Source organism: Actinotalea subterranea (genome assembly GCF_008364845.1).
Taxonomy (GTDB): Bacteria; Actinomycetota; Actinomycetes; order Actinomycetales; family Cellulomonadaceae; genus Actinotalea; species Actinotalea subterranea.
The window spans coordinates 1-1,354 of the sequence record NZ_VTTP01000025.1; the positions used below are offsets into that span (position 1 = coordinate 1).

Consider the following 1,354-nt stretch of genomic DNA (forward strand, 5'->3'; position numbering starts at 1 on the left):
TGAACCGCCCCGGCGTGTCCGGAGACTTCAGTCCTTGGAAGGGTTGGGATCGGGGTCATGTCGAGTGGTGCGTCCAGGAGGTACCCGCCTGAGTTGCGGGAGCGTGCGGTGCGGATGGTCGCGGAGGTGCGCGGCGAGCAGGAGTCGGAGTGGGCGGCGATGGGCCGCGTCGCTCAGCTGCTGGGGGTCAAGACCCCCGAGACGGTGCGTCAGTGGGTCCGCCAGGCCCAGGTCGACGCCGGTGACCGGGCCGGGGTCAGCACCGAGGAGTCGGCCGAGGTGCGCCGGCTGCGGCGTGAGAACGCGGAGCTGAAGCGGGCGAACGCGATCTTGAAGGCGGCGTCGGCTTTCTTTGCGGCCGAGCTCGACCGGCCCTCCCGCTGATCGTGGAGTTCATCCGCGAGCACGTCGGCCACCGCGAGGGCGAGGGTCTGCGTTGGGGTGTCGAGCCGATCTGCACCGTGTTGTCCGAGCACGGCCTGAAGATCGCCCCGTCCACGTACTACGAGCGCGCCGGCAAGGCGCCCAGCGCCCGCGCGGAGCGGGACGCGGACCTGCTGGTCCACATCCGCCGGGTGCACGGCGCGAACTACGGCATCTACGGGGCGCGCAAAGTGTGGTTGGTGTTGAACCGCGAGGGCATCGCCGTGGCCCGGTGCACCGTCGAACGCCTGATGCGGGCGGCCGGGCTGGCCGGGGCGGTACGGGGCAAGGTCAAGCGGACCACCATCCCCGACCCCTCGGCCAAGCACCCTGGTGACCTCGTCGAGCGTCGGTTCGCACCGCTGGCGCCGGACCGGCTGTGGGTGGCCGACTTCACGTACGTGTCGACCTGGTCCGGCTGGGTTTACGTCGCGTTCGTGATCGACGCCTACGCCCGGCGGATCATCGGCTGGCGCTCGTCCACCTCGATGACCGCCCAGCTGGTCCTGGACGCGCTCGAGCACGCGGTGTGGACCCGCACCCGCGAAGGCCGCGACGTGGCCGGGGTGATCGCGCACCACGACCACGGGTCGCAATACACGTCGGTGGCCTACTCCGAACGCCTCGCGGCCGACGACATCCGGCCCTCGATGGGCGTGGTCGGCTCGTCCTACGACAACGCCCTCGCCGAGACGATCAACGGCCTCTACAAGACCGAGCTGATCAAGGCCAGAGGGCCCTGGCGCACGATCGACCAGGTCGAGGTCGCCACCGCCGAATGGGTCGACTGGTTCAACCACCGGCGCCTCTACGAGTACTGCGGCGACATCCCACCCGCGCAGCTCGAGGCCGCCTACTACGCTGCCCACAGCCTCACGCCAACAGCGGAGGTCTCACACCAGTGAGTCTCCGGACACGCCGGGGCGGTTCA

Annotated in this window: 1 protein-coding gene; it reads left to right on the forward strand. The window is 70.2% G+C overall.

The features are described from left to right. Positions 1 to 57: 57 nt before the first annotated feature. A protein-coding gene (locus FZ988_RS18360; protein WP_149205494.1) for an IS3 family transposase occupies positions 58 to 1,328 on the forward strand; the annotation gives its coding sequence in 2 pieces (ribosomal slippage) (positions 58 to 355 and positions 355 to 1,328; 1,272 coding nt in all). Positions 1,329 to 1,354 lie beyond the last annotated feature (26 nt).